The organism is Streptococcus azizii (assembly GCF_001984715.1).
GTDB classification, from domain to species: domain Bacteria; phylum Bacillota; class Bacilli; order Lactobacillales; family Streptococcaceae; genus Streptococcus; species Streptococcus azizii.
The window spans coordinates 1-17,338 of sequence record NZ_MSPR01000026.1; the positions used below are offsets into that span (position 1 = coordinate 1).

A 17,338-nucleotide genomic window follows, 5' to 3' on the forward strand; every position below is an offset into this window, starting at 1 on the left:
ACCCCGTCTTGGTCCCGATAGGTCTTAATGTCACTACCAATATAGGTGACAAAATGGGTTTCGTCCACTCGAAAAAGCTGTTCCTGGCCACTGACCGCAACAGGTTCTCCGTATTGGGCTTTTAAGGTAGCTTCCGCTTCGCTTTCTTCCCTCACTACCTTGGGTTGTTGGAGGGCATCACCGTCGTCTGTGGGAACAGCAGACGATTCACTGGGCGTGGGCGATTCGACATTGGCATTTTCAGAGCCAACCGTCTGCCTGTTTGCCTCTTCCAGGGCTTTTTGGTAGACGGCTTCTGCCTGTCCTTGTTGGATGGCCTGACCGATCTCCTCGGCATAGGCGAGTGGCGACTGGGACACCAAGAGCGCCAGCAAGAGCAAGGCATTCACAACTTTCCGCATCTGTTTCATAGTATCTCCTTTGATAAACCCATTTGGACTAGCCCTCTTTGTCTGAGGGTGCGCCCCCTTCTTTTTCACCAACTATTATAGCAAAAAGCGAGCCTCATGTAAATAGGCTAGCTTCTCTTTTTGAAGCAAAAATAGGAAATGTATTGGATATGATACAGTCTCTCTTAGTTGTTTGATTGGCTGACTTCTCATCATTCCTTGTGACGACGTCCAAGGCGCTCCTGAGACCTTACAGGGTCCGTCCTACGAAAAAGAGCTGAGTTCAGAACTCAGCTGCTTTTCTATGCCAATCAAGTAATCATATAACTACTCTAATCCTCAAAGAAATTCATAATAGACCAACGACTCATCCCTAGACTGTTGGGATTAGCTAAAGCTAGACAACAGGATATTTCTTTTTTCAAAAGAGTATAGACGTCAGCAACAAAAAGCCAGGAAAAGCGAGTCCTATTCTTCTTGATGACGGTGTGCTTGAATCCTACAAGGGATGAATAATAACCCCTTGTACGACACGGTTAACAGTTCCTGTAGGAGACGGTGTGTCTGGAAGATTCTTACACTTTAATGCGGTCATAACGGCAAAAGTTTGAGCAAATAAAATGTAAGGGAAGGTCAAGAATACATCTGGTAGTTCTTCTCCACCTTCAGCTAGAACAAAGTTTGGAGCTTCTGTACCACTCAACTTATCCGCAGACAGTGCCACTATTTGCGCTACAATCTGATCACCATAGACTTCATTGACCAAATCCACATCGTACTGCCTTGTATAGGCGTCGTTTGAAGCGAAAAGAAGGACAATCGTTTTCTCATTGATAAGCGACTTCGGTCCATGACGGAAGCCGAGTGGTGATTCATACATAGTCGCAATTTTTCCAGCAGTCAATTCCAAGATTTTTAATTGCGCTTCGTGGGCAAGGCCATAGAAGCCACCAGCTCCTAGATAAATAACCCGTTCAAACTCTAGATTCACCAAATCCTGCACATAATCCTCACGGTCTAACACATCCTGACCGAGACGGATGATGGTATCTACCCAAGTTGCCTTAACTGTAGCTGATTCTGGCGAGAAAACAAGTAGAGCTGTCAAGCTCATGCAGGTATAGCTACCTGTCATAGCAAAACCTTTATCATTTGACAAGGCTGGTTGAAGCAAAAGGAGATTTCCTGTATCACCCTCTGCTGCCTGCGCCAACTTCCCTTCTGGTGCACACGTAATGGTCACTTGATATAGGGTCGTGACTAATTTTTTTGCAATCTCGACAGTTGCCAAACTTTCTGGAGAATTTCCGCTTCGCGCAAAGGAAACGAGAATGGTCGGAATATCTGCCTGCAAGTAATCATGTGGACGACTGACAATCTCAACCGTACCAACTGTTATAAAGCGAATATGCTTCATATCGTTGACCTGATTTAAGTAATTGGCTATGCTTTGCCCTACAAAATCAGATGTGCCAGCCCCCGTAAAGATAACCTGAACAAAGTCATGTTTAGCCTTAATCTCATCCAAAAACGCTGTAATCATCTCCAACTTATCATAGTAGAGTTGATAGGTTTCTTTCCATAAGGCTGGTTGCTGATAGACCTCAGGCACTGTAATAATCGCACCTAGTCTTTCCAATTCTTCTTTTGGTAAATGAAACATAGGACCTCCTCTTTAGTGGTTATAACCAGTTTCTTTTATTATACTCTATATGAGCGCTTTCGTCAACATAAAATAGGTTAATATATTAAAAATATCTTCCAAGATAAGACCCTAGCTACTGGTACAGGAGGGAATAGCCCCACTCTACTAACATAAAGACTAGAGGCACTTTCACAATTTAAAATAGTGAAAGCTGAGAAATCAGAATGGCGCGGTTATCTACCTCTCAAACCAAAGTACAGCCTTCCAAAATCAAAAAGGTACTTCGTCAACTTATCTTGATAAACTGCATCTGCTTATACTATAGTCTTTTGGTTTGCTTTTAGTACTAGGCAACGAGCTGCAGGTTGCTTCAACAGTCTAATGACTGTTGAAGGTTGGAAATCATACTGACGATAGTCAGTAACAATCGTAGAGTACGGCAAAGCGAGTTCCAATAATCTGGGAGATTATTGGAAGTTGGAAATAGGGAAACGGAGTTTCCACAATCGTCGAAGTAATAAAAGATAAACTGATATGTAAAGCCCTTTGTCAAGTAAAAACAATCGAACTGATTAGAAAATGAAAAGTATCTAGAAAGAGCCTAGTTCTTAGCTTCGGGCATTGGCCACTCTGATATTCGTGGATTGGTTACCTACAGGTCAATGGTTCTGCCTCGAGTCCTACCATCTAAATGGGTGGATTATCTATGTACCACATAGTTTATTCGTAGATGACTCAAACCTTGAAGTCCTAAACTCCTTCAAGATACTTTCCATTCAAACATGATTTCAATCCTTATTTCTGTCCAAATTCACCCAGTGAGTTTGGATAGAAATAGGGATTCCTCATCGCTCTGCGATGATAAAACATAATTGTCAAAAGTGTGCACGAAAACAAGTGCTAACTTCAAGCTATTCTTCCCGTCATCATCCCCCAAATAAAACCAGATAATTCACCTGCAATAGCTGTTTTAGCAACATTTTGTTTCTTATTTTTTCCTAGAACAAGTGTGCGATAACGTCTTCGTAAGCGTTCATTAGCCTTATCCGCATAAGCAATCACCTCAACACGGTTTCCACTTTGTCTCCTTTTCAATTCTTTGGATTTATACCCAATAGTCCCCTTAGCCAATGATTGTGCAGCTTCTATCAGAAGTCGTCTTACATGGCTATTACCAGCTTTGGTGATAGCTCCTCTTCTCTCCTTATCGCCACTAGAATTTTCACTAGGAGTTAGTCCAAGATAAGAAGAAAAATTTTGAGCTGTCGCAAAGCGATTAACATCACCAATTTCTGCCACAATGGAAAGAGCGGTTAGTGTTTTAATGCCAATAAAGCAAGAAAGCTGTGAGACCTTCTCTTGATAATTGTCGCTTTGAGCCAGTTGTTCAATTCGCGTATCATACCGTTCTATTTGATCGACTAATTTCTCATAGGTCAATAGGTATTCTGTCAAAATCTCTGCGTAAAGTCCCTCAGGATTTAGGGAACGGAGCCAGCGGACATGTTTCTGTGTCCAATGATTGCTTCCTTCGGTATAGCGAAAATCATGTCGGAGACAGAAGGAAAGAATTTGTTGTTTGATTTTCTTCAGAGCCACTTTGTGGTCTGTTCTCATACGGATATATTCTTTGACTTGTTCATCCTCAGCAGTAGGAGTATGAACAGGTCGATAGCTACGAAAAGCCAGAGCTTTTGCGAGCTGATCCGCATCTTTCTTATCCGTCTTAACACGCTTAGATCCTTCCTTCATCACCGTTGTAGGTGCCAGTACGATACAGGGAATCCCGTGAGCTTGTAGCTGGTGATACAAGGTAAATCCGAGACATCCAGCTTCGTAGCCACATAACACTTCTGCATCTTGACCATATAAACGACGAAGCTCGGTCACATAGTTCACAATATAGCTAACATTTGGATCGACTTTAGTGCTGTGTTTGAATTGATTGGCCATCATATCATAACAGCAGAGTGAAAAACTTTCTTTGTGAACATCCATTCCGATGAAAAGTGTGGTAAAATGAAACATATAAGACCTCCAATTGAGTGTGGTAATTCCTGTTAGAAGTTGATTGTTTTTTTATTCTAGTGTACAGGTAAATCCACGAATTCTCAACTGGGGGTCTTTACATATTGTCTAAACGACTATATATGTTCAAAAAATGCTATGTAGAGATGTGCAATGACCTCCAAAACGGCACAACTCCCCATATAGGGCCTATCCCTCTACGAATACTCCCTACCTCCACTAAAATATGGTATAATGATTCCGTATCACATTCGATACCTGATTTCTTAGAAAAAGGAGTACACAATCTTATGATGAACATGCAACAAATGATGAAACAGGCACAGAAATTACAAAAACAGATGGAAAAAAGTCAGGCCGAGCTAGCGGCGACCGAGTTTACAGGAGTATCTGCCCAGGAGTTGGTTTCTGTACGTTTCACAGGTGATAAGAAGCTGGTAGCCATCGATTTCAAGCCCGAAGTGGTAGACTCAGACGATGTGGAAACCCTACAAGAAATGACCATTCAGGCAGTTAATCAGGCACTGACAAAAATTGATGAAAAGACCCAAAAAACATTGGGTGCCTTTGCAGGGAAATTACCATTTTAAGTTGATAATGTGAGACTCCCTCACCTTTTCACATGGTAGATGACATCTAAAATACCTTGGCAACATTATCAAAAGAAGAGTTCAAAAACGGAATCTGTCCTTAACATAGATAAGGTCTATTCTCCCCAATGCCCTTCAAAAACGATTAGGCACCGAAACCAAAGGCAGTTGCTACACTGAGACGTTGACAGGAACTCTAATACTCTTTAAAATCTCTTCAAACCAGGTCAGCTTTGCCTTGTCGTACGACAGTACAGCCTTCGGCTAGCTTGCTAGTTTGCTTTTTGATTTTTATCGAGTATAAGTAGTCGTTCTGGACGTTTTATGCAGCCTCAAGTTGGAAACAAAAAAGTCCTGACTTTTTCAATAGTATCCCTTGTTTGAAAGAAGCAGGCTGAGAGACCGCAAAACGAAGCACTCTATCACATCTCAAGGAAACGAGCTGAAAATTCCAGCGGAGCCTTTCACTCATCAAGACGAATCAAGCAAGTATCCGTTTGATTTTTGACGAGCAGGATTCCATAATTTGCAACGGTTCACTAGCTCCTTGGACTACTCACCGACAGGCTCATCCTTTCTCTTTTTGACCTTTTCTCATTAACCAAAACAGGGAAGTCACTAAACCTATTAGGAGACCGACGATAGAAACTCCTGCCGACATGGCTTCTCCAGTATTTGGTAGCTGACCTTGTTTGCTAGTTCCTTGGTCAAGCGAACCTTGTTTCGTCAGAGGCATCACCTTCGGTTCATTTTCTTTCCCTTTCGGATCAACAGGTGAGTTCTTGGACGTGTCAACAGCAGGTCTTATCGGCTCTTTCATAACTTCCGTCACGATCGGTAACCTTGATGTATCTCCCTGAGGCTTTGGATCATCAGTAGGCGCTGGATCTGGTAGTTCAGGCCGAACCGTTTGATCGGACGATGACTTAGTCGATGCCTTGTAGGCAAACGAAATACCTACTTCTTCCTCACCACGATAGCTCGTTGCCCGTATCAAACCTTCCTGTGGGTAGTTGCTGATGTCAAGATAGAGGCGATTGCCATCACGGCGGTGGCTGACTCCCTGAACCATCACATTATCGCCATCACGAGAGATCGTCACAGGCCTACCTTGAGCGATTGTCACTACTACATGGCTCCAGGTCCCCTTCGGTAAATCTACTGCTAATTCTTGCTGATTATCCGTCACATCAAACACAGCTGCTGGTAGGGTAGGCACAATCTTCTCTTTCAAAATCTTGATAGAGTCCAAAGAAATTTTCTTAAAACTACCGTCAATAGACTCATCTGCGATGGTCACAAGGAGGGTATGTCGACCATTTTCCAGGCCTGTATAAGCACCGATAAGGACAGCCTTTTCCGTATTGCCAGTCGATTTATGGAAAACTAAATCATTGACTGGCTGACCGTCAATGGTCACTTTTGCCTTACCCAGATAAGGAGATTTTAGACCATAGATTTCGATGCCCGTTCCTTCAAATTCCAAAGTAAAGCTGGCTGCTTCATCACTGGTTGACTCACTCCGTTCTCCGTATTTTTCTGTAGTAGCGTATAAGTCGTTATCGTTCCAGTTACCAAAGGCTGAACCGTACTGGATACGAGGATCGCGATCATCTAGAAGTTCATCTTCAGTACTGGTATCTTGAATGACTTTGAAGAAGTCAAGGGAAATCTTATTTCTCTCACCATCGCGGGTCGGAGCTGCCTTACTGACACGAAGAGTCAACTCATGCAATCCCTCTGTCAGACCATCAAAGCGACCGATAAGGGCGCTTTTTTCAACATCCCCACTTGACTTATAGAAATCAAGTTCACCTACCTCTCGTCCATCAATAAAAGCAATCGCTTTCCCTAGAGGGCGGTTCTTAATGCCGTAGATTTCGATACCTGTTCCCACAAATGGCAAGGTCAAGGAGGCATCTTCATCAGAAATAGATGTGTTTCCTGTAATGTCTGCATACTTCTCCGTACCAGCCCACATGCTACTGTCTGCCCAGTTACCGAAGGCTGAGCCGTAGCGAATGCTCGGATCACGGTCATCCAAAAGATCTACAAGGGCTGTCACATTAGCTGTGTTTGAAAATGCAGTCGACACAGCTGGGGTTAAGACAGGACGAACTCGATAGCTATAGGCTAAATCAGGTTGGACAGTTCGATCAACAATTTGGGTTCGGTCACTGGTAAGCAGCACTGTCCCCTCACTACTTGTCCGCTCAATCTGGTAATACAGGGCATTCTCAACAGGACTAAAGGACAACTCAACCTTATCCTTAGCAATCCGTTTCGCATTTAAGTCGCTAATCCGTGCCAAAATATTTTCAAGGACAAGGACATCACCTGCTGCTGCTTCAATGGAAATCCGACCGTCTTGTAACCTTGTAAAACTTGCCGTTTTGCCATTTTTGAGCAGAGTAGCTGTTTCGATATTCGGAAAATCAATCACGACAGGACCTGCCATCCGTGGCTGGAGGGTGAGGTTCGTCAGATTCTTATTCTTCCATGCCATGTCCACTTCTACATTGCCACGGGCTATCAAGCCCTTAACATACCCATTCGCCCACACATCTGGCAGGGCTGGTAGAGGAGCAATGTAGCCAGAGTGCGATTGGAGAAGCATTTCCGTCATTCCACTGGTTGCACCAAAGTTCCCATCAATCTGAAATGGTGGATGAGTATCCCAAAGGTTGGCGAGGGTGGAGGAGCGCAACTGCTCAGATAGCAGACGATGAGCCCGATTCCCGTCCAAGAGGCGAGCCCATAGGTTAATTTTGTTTGCCTTAGACCATCCTGTACCACCATCGCCACGATGATTCAGAGTCGCACGTGCCGCCTCAAGGTAAGCAGAGTTGTCTTTATTAAAGAGCGTTCCCGGGAAAAGTCCGACTAGCTCAGAGACATGACGATGGCCTGGTTCAACAGCACGACGGTGCTCATCTGTGAAACGTTCACTATCTTCTTCATACCATTCCTTGATACGACCTGCTTGATTGATATGGAGGGGTTTGAGTTTTTCAAACTTAGTCTGAATCTCTGCCACCAAATCTTGGTCAACATTCAGGACAGCGGCTGCCTCCATGTAGTCGTGGAAAAGTTGCCATACCAAGGATTGGTCGTAGGTATTCCCGATGGTAATGGTTCCATGTTCTGGCGAGTAGGATGGGGATGACACATATCGATCACTCTCGCGGTCATAGTGAAGAAAACTGTTCCAGAATTTAGCAGTCTCTTTCAACATCGGATAGATAGTGTCACGGAGCATGGTCTCATCCTTGGTAAACTTGTAGTAGTCATAGACATTCTGCATAATCCAAGCATTCGATGCAGGCGACCAGCCCCAATAATAGTTCCAACCCGGCGTCGTCCAGCCAAATGGGGTCGCTTGAGTATGGGCAAGCCACCCGTTTTCCTCTCCCTCGGCAGAAACGATATTGGCATAGTGCTTAGCTGCCTCCCGACCATAGTAACGCATGTCATTGATATAGTGAATCAATGGTAGGGCAGTCTCAGCCATGTTAGTCGCATAGACAGGCCAGTAATTCATCTGCAAGTTGACATTTAGATGATAGTCAGATGCCCAAGGTGGATTGTCGCTAGCATTCCAAACACCTTGCAGATTAGCCGGCAGGGCATTTTTTCCATCACGGGAGGAGGAAATCATCAGATAGCGACCATATTGGTAGAAGAGTTCTTCCAACTTACGGCTATCCCCTCGATAAGAGCTCAACAATTCTTTAGTGGACACATCGGATTCTTCTGCCCCAAGGTTGATTTCGACACGGTTAAAGATCGCCTGATAGTCAGCAACATGATCTGCTTTGATCGCCTCAAATCCTTTATTCTTAGCATTTGTAGCTGTCTGACGAACGAATGCCTCTACATCCATCTCACGATCACGATAGTTGGTCTTTGGATTTTGAGAAAAATTCGTCTCTGCACTTAGATAAAGAGTTGCATAGCTCGCTCCATTGATACGAATATGATCTGCCAGATGTTCAAGAACACCGTCTGTGTCAATCTTGACGAAGGAGGCAAATCTCAGACCATTATTGCGTACCGTACCTGAAAGCAAGATGCCGTCCTCACTATAGGTCACCGTCCCCTCTTTAAAATTAGAATCGGCATGGCTCATGCGTTTGCGAATAACCAAATCCATCAACCCACCCATTTTGGTAAAATGAGTCACGGATACATTGTCAGGATAGCTGACAAAGGTCTCACGGTGGAAGGCCTTCTCTTGATGACGATAGTCTGTCGCAGTAATAGCTGTTTTTATATCCAACTGGCGACGATAATCCTCTACGGCTGCCAATTCCTTTGTTTCATTAAGGAGGTCAACCTCAACGTCACCAAAGGACAGATACCGTCCATATTGCTCATTATGAGGTCCGACAAGGTGGGTCTCTGCTAGTCGCTTAGCTGTTGCCAGATCACCTCTTTCTAATGCCTCGCGGATTTGAGGAATATAAACATGCTTGCCCGCTAAGTTTCCTCCATTGTAGTCTGTCGAATCTGGTCGTGGTCCTCCAGACCAGAGGGTTTTTTCATTGTACTGGATCCGTTCTGCTCCGACCAATCCAAAGGTTTTACTACCAATATCGCCATTACCTGTCGGCAAGGCCTCTTTTTCCCACCCTTCATAGGTGTTCGCCGCTGGAGCGGTATAGTTCAGAACAAAGTCATTATTAGACACCATTTCATCGGTTCTAGCAATACTAGGTACTGCTCGATTCAGACCGATTGCAGAGCTAGCTTCTGGTTCTATATCAGAAGAAACTGGCACCCCTGTCTCCTCCTCTGGCAAGGAAGTTACTGCTGTATCTGACCCTTCTACCCTATCAGGCATCGCTTCTGCAGGTGGAGTGGCCTGCGGTTCATCAAGGTTTGGTAATTCCTCACCTTGCTGATGAAGAAGGGGGCTTTCAGTCCCAGCTTCTTGGGCAAGAACTGGCTGCATACAAAGGATACTAGCCCCAATCAAGAGCGATCCGACACCGACACTCAATTTCCGAATACTATAACGGTGTCGCTTTTCATATAGATTTTTAGACATATTCCCTTCCTTTAAAAAGTACGTTTTTCGATTATTTATTCATATATTATTGATAGTCGTTCTTCATCTCCCACCATTCGTAATACTCTTGAACAATCAACAGGATACTTGGTCAACTCGTCAAAATTCCTATTTTCACTTAGACCTTTTAACGGCTTCACATCTTAATTGAGTATAAGAAGTGCGACCTGCCCCAAACGTTAGAGGGCTTCTCTCACTTTTGGGGCGGTACAGCACTGTTTCTATTCTTCCTCTTTTTTCTTGTAGAAGAAGATACCTAGAATCGTCATGCCAAGAGCAGGAAGCCAAGCGTTTGCCCGACTACCAGTAGCTGGTAAGGCAGCCTTTTCTACCTTAGCTTGAGCTAGAGGTCTGTTTTCTTTATCTGCTCCAAGCAGGGTGAGAGGTTTAGTTGCTGACTCTTTCTCTAGCATACCTGTTGCTGATTTTGGACCTTCTTGTCCCTTATCATGCTGAGGTTGACCTTTCTCCTCTGGTCTAGCTTGCTCCGCAGGCTGGTCAGGAATACTTGTCCCAATCTCGATGATTTCATCCACCGCCTCTTGTAAGACCCTTCTTGCACCTACCTCGCGCATATCTAAGACATTACCATCTTCTCCCTTGGTCAACTCATAGTAGATACGGATTCTACCAGATGCTCCCTTTTGAATCACTCGCTTCACTCCGTGAGGAAGTTCCTTATTATCCACTTGAATAGTCTTGTAATCGATAGATTCTTCCTTAATCTCAAGTTCTTTCTTGGTATGGACTAAATCATCCAGTTTATCTGTCTTTCTCATCTCTGACAATGCAGCAACATAGCTATCTATCATGCTTTGGGTTAGGATATGGTCATTCCTTAGACTATCCACAAAGTCAGACAAGGCCTTGAGTGATTGTAGTAATTCTGGATCTGCATTCTTACGAAGGGATTGCAAGATACGATGATAGGCATCATAGTTCAGCTCTGCTTCTTCTTGAACAGGTACCACCAATCTCAATTCTGCCGCCGATTGGAAGGTATCAGGAGTATTGCCATAAGAAGCAGTTCCCACTAAAACAACCTTCTTAGCCTTGATTGTTTGACCAAAGTCAATCGTCTTTTTCTCTGCATTGTTTGCCCAATCTTGAGCAGTAAAGACATGTTCTTGACCTTGTTCATCTGTCACTACCAAGCGCGCATTCTTCAAGATACCATTGCTACCAGATTGGCGAGGAATATACTCAAACTTAGTGATAGCTGTCGGTTCTTTTAGAACAATCGTAGCAGGTGTGTTAATACTTGTCGCACTCCATGGTGTATGCCACAAAGTAGAAGGATCGCCATCAAAGGCTTTTTCCAGCTCTTCCCCACTCTGTGCTTGAGCATTGAGCGATTCGATCTCATTAGGTAATACAGCCAAACGCTTCGCAACTAGACCAGCAATAGAGGCATTCACATTTTCGATCAAGGCCTTAGCATCTTCTACAGAGATATTGGGATCGCTTGTTCTGAGATAGTATAGGGCTTCACGAACTGCATCAAGACTCTCTCTAGTATAGGAATCATTGGCGACTATTGGAAGGTAGTTCTTAAGCGCTCCCTCTATCAGCAAGGCTCCTGTCACCTCTACCTCTTCGATGACGAGGTTGTCTAGGATAAAGTCATTGTAACCTCTGAAGTTAGCATTTCCACCTGTATCGCCATGAGTATTGGAAGCTGCCCCTGTTGAATAGATTCCAATCCAGCTCTCACCACTTTCTGCACCAGTGACAAGGAAGTTGACACGCTTGGCCCGTGGAGAGTCTGTCCAGGTATTGCCCAGTAAATGCATCTCTGTCTCATTGATATGACGAAAGGCACCTTCTCCAATAACAAAGGCATAGGTGTTATCAGATCCCGATTCATAATCAAAACTCACACGATAGGACTTCCCAGCCTCGAAGCGATAATTTTGAGGAATAGTTTGATAAATCAACCGCTGTCTACCGACCAAACCATTTGTCTTTAAGGACCAGTCGCCCTCAATGACGTCATCAATCTTCTTATCATTCCAGCCTCTTTGGGTATACGGAGCGTTCTTTTCAGATAAGTGAGTCCGATTATCATTGACACCCTCTGCAGCCCCAATCACGAATGGGAAGATTCCCTGAGCTACATTTTCAAAATTCTGCGTAAATTTCTTGGCAGTAGAACTGGTATCATGACCCTCAGCATACATTGCCGATTCATTTTCAAAAACACGAATGTCATCGAAATAGGTAGCGCCATCTCCCGCCTCTTTAGCCAAGGTTAGGGTGACATTTGAAACATCACTACCTGTCGTAAAGTAAACATACATATTTTGGAAGTAGCTCACATTATCAACCGTTGCTGTTGATGCCAAGGTGTTATGAGCATAGGCTTGAACATAGTTCAAGGCAATGGACTGCTTGGTATAGTTGCTCACTTCTTTTTCACCTGTATGAACAGTGATACTTGCCTTTGAAGAGCTACGGTTATCAACTCCAACATACACTGCATAGCGTGTATGCGGTTTCAAATCCGTCAACTTCTGAGTCAGGCTGACCTTATCTGTGTTATTTTGAATCCGCAACATATCATTATGTCCTTGAGACTTCACAATACTTGCAGTAGCGGCATCACCCGTCTTAGTCCAATGGTCTAAGGTCCCACTATTGAACCCTTGGTCATAGATATGCATGCCTTCGCTCCAAGACATTGCTGGATTCGTCTGCGGTGTCTTATAGAGGACATAGGGTTGATTTGCGAGGAGGTCTAGGGTAATCTGACCATTTACGACTGGAATAATCTGTTCTTCAACCTTACCGAGGTCAGTTAGTTTGTAGAGATAAACAGAAGAAGCTGACCAGTCCGCTGGTAATTGCCAAGTGGTTTGTCCTGCTTCTGTATTGAAGTAGTACATTTTCTCCTTGTCTTGGGCCAGTTGATTTCCGTTAGCATCCCAGTTCCAAGGAACTAAATAAGCACTACCATCTTGAATCACACGTCCATTGAGGGTAACCGTTCTCTGGCGATACAAAGGACTCGTCACATCGTTGCTCTTACGAGTGAGCACTAATTGGTTATTAGCCTTGTCTGTCAGCTTGATCTCCATCTCTGGCACCCAGCTATAGGTAGAACCATTATCGGTCATGGTGACAGCTTGACCATTCTTCCAATTACTTACGGTAAAGTGTTGGATATATTTGGTCATGACATCATGGGCAAAGAGATTGGTCACATAGCCATTGTAATCACTGCGGCCTTGCCAGCCTTCAAAGTCTTTCATGCTGTAACCACCTAGCAATGGGTAGTTGGCAGCACCACCATAAGAAGGGTAATCGCCATTCCAAGCATCTTTTTGGTGGTTTCTAATAAAACGTGTAATCGCGCTGTTGATTCCTTTATTCGTATAACCTCCATAGGTTAAATCCGCAGCCCAATGCTGGAAGGTAGAGTCGTACTCTCCCCCGTGGCCCCATTCAATCGCAAAACGCCATCCTTGCTCAATAATCTCCTTGGCCAGTACTCTGGTCGCCCAAGCGCCATTATCGCCCGACTGGCCATTTCCCCACACATCTACATAGATGAAATCCAAGCCCTCACCTAGTGCTGCCTTGAGATCTTGCCAGCGTTTCAAACGATTGTGAGCCAAGTCGTAAGCTGCATCGATATTGATTCCTTGATCCAACCAGTTCCAACCGTAACGATAATTGCCATTTGCATCCTTACTCAAGATTTCCTCTGTAAAGTACTTGGATTCTGGATAGGTTTCAGAAGCATTGACATGGATACCCAGCTTTGCGCCATAGGCCTTAGCTTTTTCAATTAAGGTCTTAAAGTCCTCAACTCCACCAATCCGCTTTCCAATATCGGCATAATTCAAATGCCCAGAATCATGTCCTTCTGATCCATAGCCTTTTAAGAGGATACCTTGCCCTAGACCGTCTGTATGCAGAGCAATTTTCTTGATCCCATCTAGGGTCATCAAGAATGGATTTTGTGCTTGTGAGCCGAAGTTCATGGCAATACGGTAAGCCGTAATATCCTTCACACTCTCCCAGCCCTTTGGATTGTTCATAATCTCACGATAGGCAATAGCTCCATCCTGCCAGTCGACCACTTGATCTTGATTGATGTCCTCAGTAAAGACGACCTTAGCACTTGGTAACTCTAGCGTATACTCCGGAAAGACAAGGTTTTCGTGTGCTCTTTGCCATTGCCAAGGAGAGCTGGCAATCCCAATATAGTTCTTATCTCCTACTGTCTGCTTGTAGGCTGAAATACGAGTAAAGTCGTTCGCTCCTCCTCCATAGCTGTGTTGAGAATTACTCCAAACACCTGCTGCAACCTTGTCTGTTGAGACAAAACCATACATGAATCCTGCTGACAGATCCCCCATCGGATTGCGGACATCTACATGAATATCTCCTGACTGATGAGTATTATTCGACATCCGTGCTCCGTCAAACTTAGCCTGATGTTGATCGCTTGATACAGAGACCAAAGGAGTTGTTAAAAAACTTAAACTAGAAAGCAATTTCTTGGTGTCATCAATGGTTTGCCCATAGACAACTTCATTATGGTTGGTGATGTTGGTAATATCAAAATGCAGTTGGTTGTTCTCGATCTTCAATCGCACGGTAATATCGGCATCAATCTTTTGATCAGCCTTCTGTAGCTTTAAGACATATTCTGCCGTCTTATCATCCACCTTGCGATAGGTAACTTGTGGCTCGATTTCCTGATTGTTGATACTAATTTTTCTGGTAGGGATTACCTGACCATACATCTTGTTGCCTTTATAGCTGTACTCTTTAATCCGTGGGAAAGTAGTATCGATGAGTGCTTCTAAGACATCTGAGCGGATGGTATCATAAATGATGGCGCTATCATCTACCAGTGGACCGGTCTCTTTATCACTATCTGGTTGGCGAGGAGTCACATTTTCTTGGTTATCTGTCTTGATACCAACAACTGTGCGATCATCCCCATAGCTACCTGCCTTGACCAAGATACGCTTGCTATCTGCCAAATTATCCACAACAGCATTCGGTAGGGTCAGCGTATCAAAGAGAGAAACCCCATTGTTGGTCGCATTTAGCTGACCGTCAGACTTTAAGGTAATCACCAATTCATTTAGAGAGTTTTTGGCTGGTGGAGCCACTCGACTTCCTTGGTACCACGCATTATGGTTTGGGGTTTTATGCTCCCAGAACCATCCTTCACGGTCGTAGCCAACAAAAATATTATTATTGGCATCCTTGAACTTTAGAAACACACCAAAGCGAGATTTAGCTGCCTCAGATTCTGCCAAAAATTGAAGCGTTACAGAAGCATTTCCATTCTCATCAACCAGAAGCCCTTCTTTCTCATAGAGGGCCGGATTGGCAGCATTGTCATTTTGGGCAGTCGAGGATAACCGATTGTAGCGAACGCCATCTTTTTCAATGACTTCTACCTCACCTGGGCTAACCCCTTCTGAGGGCTTCCATTCTTTGTAGTCAGGCTCAGTCGTTGACCGACGAACCCTCCCTCTGGAGACTGCTGCCGATTCCGTACTTTGGGCTGTTTCTGGTACGCTTTCTTTCACTACCTTATCCTCTTTAGGTGCTTCTATCGCTTCTTTAAGAGGGGTAGATTCTGAAGGAATAATCGGTTGCTCCGGTTGGCTAGTTTCTACAGGTGCCGACTCCTCGCCGGGAACCTCCTCTGCTCTAGCCTCCTCAGTTGAGGTTTCCTCGGATTTGTTTGCTTTCTCAACAGAAGCATCTTCTACTCTCGTATCCTCCATTGGAGTCTCAGTAGCATCTACACTGGGACTGGCAGGTTCGCCAAGCGCTGGATCTGGAGCCGTTTGGCTAGAACCTTGTCCTCCTTCTGCCACCTCTTGTGCACTAGCATGAATAGCAGAAAAACTAAGCCCGATCAGAACCGAACAGACCCCTATCGCCACCTTACGTAGGCTATACTTGCATTTCCTTTGATAGAAAAAACTTTTCATCACAATACCCTTTCTTGACTTGCGCTTTTCTAACAACATTCTATTTATCTCTCCCTTCTGTAGATTTATTTATTCAAGCGCAATTTAATATATTGACATATTTATTGTAAGGGTTTTCTAGGTATTTGTCAATCACATTTGGAGAAATCTTTCAAAATTTTTAGCCTCATTTTTAGTGGTCATCTATCCCCTTCATATTCCCAATATTATTCAAAAAAATCATTCAATCTCCATGATAAATAGGCTCCTAAAACTCCCTTCGTTCACTATTGATTTTGTAGGTATAGAATGATTCCTACATTCAATTTTAAAGATTGTACAGTAGCCGATGAAAGCATTTAAGATTGACTTAAAATGCTCAAGTAGTTGATGACTTATTGCAAGTTTTGTATCAAAAAAGCAATTTAGTTACAGCAGGTTATTTAAAGATATTCTTTAAAAATTACAGTTGGAGTAATGTAGAAAATGGAAATTTAGTTCATACATCAGAACAAGAGAGAGAAATAAGGTATCAATGGGAACAAAAAATAGTTGCGATTTGGAACGCAACTAAGAAAAATTATTTAGAAAATAAGGTACCCCATCCTTGGTTTTTGTACAAATAGGGTATTTCAATCTGACAAACAACATACTTGGCTACCCAAAATCTAAAATCCTCTAGTCAGTACTTCGCCCTTTTTGTCTCCAGTTTGTTAGTCTAAAGATTTATAAATTTACCTTAACCATTCAATTATATCATAAAAATTTTAAAAAAAATAGACTTGTTTTTTTTTTTTATTAGGTGTATAGTGAAGATGAGAAACACAGTGTTGTAACTAAATAGAAAGGAGGAACAAGAGAATAAAACTGTGTGGTGCTAAATTTCATAAGAGAGGAAGGAATTGAATTATGAAAAAAATATTAGTATCTATCTTTGCTGTTTTATTAGTTTTTTTGGGAGTGCATAAAACTGCATATGCGGATGTTGAGAGAAGTGATACTACAGTTAGAGCATCATTAAATATGAAAGTTGGAGATTCTGTTTCTAAAGAATTTATTGATTCATTTGGTGAAAAAAATACCATTGTAGTAACAAAGGTAAGTGAACCATCAGTAAAAGAATTTAGAAGTGCCTGGGGACAAGTTCATGCTGAAAAAGCCAATAATGGGACTTATCATATTAATTATATTAGAGGTTTTTATAATTGTGGTTTTTATATAAATATAAATACAAGAACTATAACTGATGCCTATGATTTATGGTATAATCATTTTGTTGGAGTTAATTCTGCAAATTTAGTCCGTGAGGGAACTAGGCAAGCTACCGCATACTTTGAATTTCAAGCATCCACTCCCTGGATAAATGGACCTTCTTGGAATGGAGCATTGAGAGCGAGCCTTGATGCGGATTATTTAGTTACATATGTCAAATAAAATGGGTATATTCGGAATTTTAACAGCTATTTTTTTAACATTTTTATTTTTATTGTCTTTATTAGTGATGATCTATTTTTTAAATCATTTAAAAAATAAATAGACTTTGTATAGTCAATCAGTTTTAAATCAGTAATTATGGTATACTAAAGTTATGGCATATGATTTAGATTTTAGAAAACGAGTGATTTCGTTTGTTCAAGACGAAGGTCATACTCGTAAAGAAGCTTGTCAGC

Annotated in this window: 6 protein-coding genes and 1 pseudogene; 2 read left to right on the top strand and 5 right to left on the bottom strand. The window is 42.9% G+C overall.

Translation table 11 applies throughout. The features are described 5' to 3' along the window. The 3 genes from BVE84_RS09635 to BVE84_RS09645 all read right to left on the bottom strand — a co-directional run. Positions 1 to 410, bottom strand: a 410-nt coding sequence (locus BVE84_RS09635) for a hypothetical protein (RefSeq protein WP_135017473.1), incomplete at its 3' end; no start/stop codon positions are given. Positions 411 to 888: 478 nt separating this feature from the next. Further along, positions 889 to 2,052, bottom strand: a complete 1,164-nt coding sequence (locus tag BVE84_RS09640) for an SIS domain-containing protein (protein WP_076996799.1) — start codon at positions 2,050 to 2,052, stop codon at positions 889 to 891. Positions 2,053 to 2,940: 888 nt separating this feature from the next. Next, entirely contained in the window at positions 2,941 to 4,062 is a 1,122-nt protein-coding gene (locus BVE84_RS09645; RefSeq protein ID WP_076996800.1) for an IS110 family RNA-guided transposase, read from the bottom strand. A 290-nt stretch (positions 4,063 to 4,352) separates the two neighbouring features. Between BVE84_RS09645 and BVE84_RS09650 the strand changes: the two genes are divergently transcribed. Beyond that, complete coding sequence (locus BVE84_RS09650) at positions 4,353 to 4,652, top strand: YbaB/EbfC family nucleoid-associated protein (protein WP_076996801.1); 300 nt, start codon at positions 4,353 to 4,355, stop codon at positions 4,650 to 4,652. A 568-nt stretch (positions 4,653 to 5,220) separates the two neighbouring features. Here the strand turns inward: BVE84_RS09650 and BVE84_RS09655 are convergent. Then, positions 5,221 to 9,702 (bottom strand): glycosyl hydrolase family 95 catalytic domain-containing protein, encoded by a 4,482-nt coding sequence (locus tag BVE84_RS09655; RefSeq protein ID WP_076996802.1) that lies wholly within the window; start codon positions 9,700 to 9,702, stop codon positions 5,221 to 5,223. A gap of 242 nt (positions 9,703 to 9,944) precedes the next feature. After that, positions 9,945 to 15,677 (bottom strand): annotated as a pseudogene (locus tag BVE84_RS09660) (endo-alpha-N-acetylgalactosaminidase family protein); the annotation flags it as partial. 900 nt (positions 15,678 to 16,577) lie between these two features. Here BVE84_RS09660 and BVE84_RS09665 point away from each other — a divergent pair. After that, entirely contained in the window at positions 16,578 to 17,102 is a 525-nt protein-coding gene (locus BVE84_RS09665; protein WP_076996804.1) for a DUF5626 family protein, read from the top strand. Positions 17,103 to 17,338: the final 236 nt, after the last annotated feature.

What these genes read in the sequence shown, in the direction of transcription:
- BVE84_RS09640 (WP_076996799.1), bottom strand. Translation starts at nt 2,052, where the DNA reads ATGTTTCATTTACCAAAAGAAGAATTGGAAAGACTAGGTGCGATTATT.
- BVE84_RS09645 (WP_076996800.1), bottom strand. Translation starts at nt 4,062, where the DNA reads ATGTTTCATTTTACCACACTTTTCATCGGAATGGATGTTCACAAAGAA.
- BVE84_RS09650 (WP_076996801.1), top strand. Translation starts at nt 4,353, where the DNA reads ATGATGAACATGCAACAAATGATGAAACAGGCACAGAAATTACAAAAA.
- BVE84_RS09655 (WP_076996802.1), bottom strand. Translation starts at nt 9,702, where the DNA reads ATGTCTAAAAATCTATATGAAAAGCGACACCGTTATAGTATTCGGAAA.
- BVE84_RS09665 (WP_076996804.1), top strand. Translation starts at nt 16,578, where the DNA reads ATGAAAAAAATATTAGTATCTATCTTTGCTGTTTTATTAGTTTTTTTG.